The organism is Stenotrophomonas sp. STEN035, from assembly GCF_056759935.1.
Map to the genome: position 1 here is coordinate 1 of NZ_JBRRDY010000069.1, position 4844 is coordinate 4844.

The window sequence follows — 4844 nt, forward strand, 5'->3', positions numbered from 1 at the left end:
TACAACCCGATCCGCCGGCATGGTTCCGCTGGCGGACTGTCACCGGTAGAGTTTGAAAGGCGCTACGCGCAGAGCGGCGACTGAGTGTCTACAGAACTCTGGCCGGTCCACCATGCCAAGTAGTGGGTTGTGATAAATGGCACTGCTAGCGGCGCAATCAGTGATACGCGGCGCGCGAGAATGACGCTGTGCGTCACAAATGTTAGTGAAATTCACATTTCACGACAACCACCGTCACATTCATAAATGGTGGAGCGCCTTCCCGTAGGACCAACCAAAGCGGTTGCCAAGCCTCACAAACCATAGCGGAGGCCGAGAGAATTGGAGGGGGTGGGCGCTCTTTACTAGCGAGCGTCTAGTTCTGGACTGGCCATCTTGGCCACATACGCCAATTGGTACCAAATTGGCATCTACCGCTAGAGGTCAGTCAGCGAAGAGGTCAGAGCCGGCAGCTATGAACCTCTCACTGAAGTGCTAAGGGCACTGATACCACTCAGCCCTTTGAGCGAACGTTTGCAAACAGATGCGTTAGTTGATTCGGCTCTAGGGGGCGCGACAATAAGTAACCTTGATACACATCGCAGCCCAGCTGTTTGAGATGTTCGCGCTGCCCTTGGGTTTCTACACCCTCTGCAACAACACGTAGATTCAGCGCTCGCCCCAACGCAACTATTGAGGCAACGATGGCAGCATCTTCAGAGTTCGATTCCAGATCGGTGATGAAGGCGCGATCGATTTTTAGCTCTGTTGCAGGCAATCGCTTCAGATACAGGAGGCTTGAATAGCCGGTACCGAAATCATCGATAGCAATCTGTACACCCATTGCCGTAAGTTCGTCCAAGACCCTCAAAGTTGCGCCGGCATCGCGCATGGCCGTCGTCTCTGTAATCTCGAGCGTAAGCAAACCAGGGCCAAGATTATTGCTTTCTAATGCCATCCTTACCGTATCGATAAGGGCGGCTGAAGAGAACTGAAGCGGCGATAGATTGATCGCCACACTCGGAACCTGGTATCCATCGTTCTTCCATTCCCTTGTTTGCCGACAAGCCTCATTCAGAACCCAGTCGCCCAGTGCCAGAATCAACCCGCTGCGCTCCGCGACTGGAATAAATTCACTTGGCTGCAAGAGACCATGCTCTGGATGACACCAACGGACAAGTGCTTCCAAGCCAACCAACGAGCAATCTGGGCCGGCGAATTTTGGCTGGTAATGTAGAACAAGTTCTTTACGATCTATGGCCCTTCGTAGGTCGCTCAAAAGCTCAAGCTGTTGATGAGCGCTGACGTTCATGGAAGGCGAATAGAACGTATATCCGTTCCTGCCATTGTTCTTAGTGTGGTACATCGCTGCGTCGGCATGTGCCACTAGCTCTCGCTCAGTGGCTCCGTCGGAAGGATACATAGCCACGCCAATGCTAGCTGTGACATGCACTTCAGCAGACTCGATACTAATAGAGAGGGCTACTGTGTCGATTATCCTCTGAGCTACAACAGCAGCATCCTGAGAATCACTGGTGGGCACGATCAAGACGAACTCATCGCCGCCCATGCGCGAAAAAGTGTCTTGGCTTCGAAGCAATTCGCGGATCCGTTCAGCGACGCTCAGGAGAAGGGCATCGCCGGCTTGGTGACCATAGGCGTCGTTTATGCTCTTGAATCCGTCCAAATCAAGAAACATGACAGCAAACTGTTCGCGTTTTCGCTGTGCCTTCTCAATAGACTGTTCAAGTCGATCCTGAAGGAGAACGCGATTGGGAAGCCTTGTCAGCGGATCATGTAGAGCGGCCTGCACGAGTTGATCGTGTGCACGCGCCAACGACCTGGAAAGATGGCGCGTTCTTAGATGCATTTGGCGATCCAGCACCGATACGATCAATGCAACTCCCATAATCGCGACCGTAGTGACAACTACCAAGACTGCCAGCCAATGTGCTGGCACACCACCATCACGCGCTGCACCGCACCAGCTGCCCGGCAAGAACCGCGCAGCAGCCATGCCAGTGTAGTGCATGCCTACGATCGCAAGCCCCATGATCACGGCCGCAACAAAGCGCCAACGGTATTGTCCGCGCGCACCTGCTCTAAGACGAAAGGCAATCCATAGCGCGGTGCCTGACGCTGCGATTGCGATCAAAATGGACAAGACGAACCAAGTGGGGTCGTACTCTATTCCGGGCTGCATCTGAAGCGCAGCCATGCCCAGGTAGTGCATCATCGCGATGCCGAGCCCCGTAAGGGTCGCGCCAAGCATCAGCCTGCTAACCGGGAGCTTGGGCCTGGAGACCAGCCAGAGCGCGAAAACCGACGCGCCGATCGCGGCAATCATCGAATAAAGTGTAATGGCAAGGTCGTAACCGAGCGGTATCGGTAAGTCGAACGCCAACATCCCGACGAAATGCATCGACCAAATGCCTAGGCCCATCGCAAGGGAGCCGCCGATCAACCACCAGCGCGACGCGACGCCCTTAGTTGCAGCCACCCGGCCTGCCATGTCCAATGCAGTGTAGGAAGCGAGAATTGCTACAAGAAGCGAAAGTAGAACCAGAATATCATTGTAAGTTCCAGGCATAGCGTATCCATACAGTCCAGCGGCATTAGTTCTTAGCGAAGATCAGCGATCTAACTCAGTTACTAAATTTCTAGGCAGCAGAAGAAGCGATGTTAGAAGAGTCACTGTTCGATGCCCCTCCACTGCTCGCGACCATACTGAAAAGCGCCTCAGCCTGCGCCTCTAATGCCCGGGCAGAGCAAGAAATCCCATCGATCAGACGCGTGTCCTGTTGAACGCGCTTGTTGATTGCTTGCAATGCTTGGTTGGCGCTCTGAACGCCTTCACTCTGCTGCTGACTCGCGCCCGCAATCTGTTCGACGGTTGCCGTTACTTTGAGAACAGCGCCGAGAACTTCTTGCATGACATTGCCGGCTTGCATGGTCAAGCGCGTTCCATCAGTCACTTGATCTCTAGCGCTTCCAATCAGGTCGCGTATTTCCTTAGCAGAAACGCTGCAGCGTTGCGCCAGGCTTCTGACTTCCTGCGCCACCACGGCAAATCCTCGCCCTTGCTCTCCTGCGCGAGCCGCTTCCACGGCTGCATTTAACGCAAGAATATTGGTTTGGAACGAGATGCCGTCAATGACTCCGATTATTTGCGCCATGCGCTCGTTGGCTGCCCTAATCTCTTCTGAAGTCGTAACGACTTCCGAGATCACTGCGACTCCACGCTTAGCGGCATCCGCAGAGTTCTTGGCTACCTGGCGGGCATCGTCAGCATGTTGGGAGTTGGCGCGCACATTGTGGGCTAATCCTTCAATCGACTCTGAAGTCTGGCGGACAAACTCAGATTGAGACATAGAGCGTCCTGCCAGATCATGGTTGCTAGCAGCGATGCCACGAGCAGCGGTACGCACGTTCTGTGCGATATCCGTGGCTTGAATCACCAGTTGACGCATTTCGTGGGCGGAGCGGACTTGCTCTGTCACGTCCGTTGCATACTTAACTACCTTAAATGGATGTCCGGAAGCGTCAAAAATCGGATTGTAGGAAGCTTGGATCCATATTTCCTGACCGAGCTTTCCGAGGCGCCTGTACCGACCAACATCGTATTCACCACGCCCTAGCTTTCCCCAGAAAGTTCGATATTCTTCCGAGCGCCCATAGTCTGCATCCACAAAAATGCTGTGATGCTTTCCGCGAACCTCGTCTAGCCGATAGCCCATCGCAGCCAAGAAGTTCTCGTTGGCATCGAGTATCAGTCCGCTCATCGAGAATTCGATGACTGACATGACTTTTCCGATTGCCTTTATGCGCCCCTCTGCATCCGCAGAGATCGTCACCTGTTCTGTAATGTCGGTAGCGTACTTAATCACCTTGTACGGCAAGCCTGAAGAATCTAGTACAGGATTGTACGAAGCCTGTATCCAGACATCCCGATTCCCTTTTGCCACTCGTTTGTAGCGACCGGCATCAAACCTTCCTTGACTGAGTTTCCGCCAGAATTCAGCGTACCCCTCAGAATTCTTGGTGTTGAGATCGACAAAGATGCTGTGATGCCTGCCCTGGATCTCATCCAATCGATAACCCATCGTATTTAGAAAATTCTGATTGGCGCTCAGGATAGTCCCCTCCAGTGAGAACTCAATTGAAGCCATAACTTTGTCGATAGCATCAATGCGCCCTTCGTACTCACTCGTTCGATGCATCTGATCGGTGATGTCAGTCGCGTACTTGACGACTTTGTATGGCTTTCCAGCTTTGTCCAGAAGCGGGTTATATGAAGCGTTTAACCACACTTCTCGTCCGCCTTTTCCAACGCGGCGAAAACGACGAGCTTCGAAGTTCCCGGCTCGGAGACTGTCCCAGAATGTCCGGTAGTCGCCATCGCTACGTTCTGATGGCGGCACAAACATGCTGTGATGCTGTCCTTTGAGCTCATCAAGACTGTAGCCCATGATGTTCAAGAAGTTCTGGTTGGCGTGCAGGACTCTGCCCTCCAGATCAAACTCGATGACGGCCATCACGCGATTGACGGCAGTAATTTGAGAACGCTCATCCTGGCGCCCGACAAGAAAACGGCTTCGGGCCCGTGCCTGCTTTAAGAATGAGCGCATCTCGCAATCCTGTAGAATTTTTATCGATATTCCTCCCCTTAGCGGCCCCGCTTGGCTGAACTTTAAGGGTCCGATCCGACAGCAAGTGACCGAAAGTTATCGCGAGGGCCTTTTCTGCCCAACGGGCGACGTCCCCCCGCTTTCAGTAGCGGGGCCATTTAGAGTCCGGGGTTAGGGTAGCCGATCTTGGCCATCCGTTTGGCGTAGGCGGCGGGCGTCAGCCCGCCCAGTGCTTTC

The 4844-nt window shown here is 53.7% G+C and carries 2 protein-coding genes; both read right to left on the reverse strand.

Annotated elements, in window-relative coordinates:
• Nucleotides 1–493: 493 nt before the first annotated feature.
• The gene (locus tag ACVOLL_RS20380) at nt 494–2569 is read right to left on the reverse strand and encodes a putative bifunctional diguanylate cyclase/phosphodiesterase (RefSeq protein ID WP_481514553.1); all 2076 of its coding nucleotides are present in this window, start codon (nt 2567–2569) and stop codon (nt 494–496) included.
• A 70-nt stretch (nt 2570–2639) separates the two neighbouring features.
• Nucleotides 2640–4514, reverse strand: a complete 1875-nt coding sequence (locus ACVOLL_RS20385) for a methyl-accepting chemotaxis protein (protein WP_099497907.1) — start codon at nt 4512–4514, stop codon at nt 2640–2642.
• Nucleotides 4515–4844: the final 330 nt, after the last annotated feature.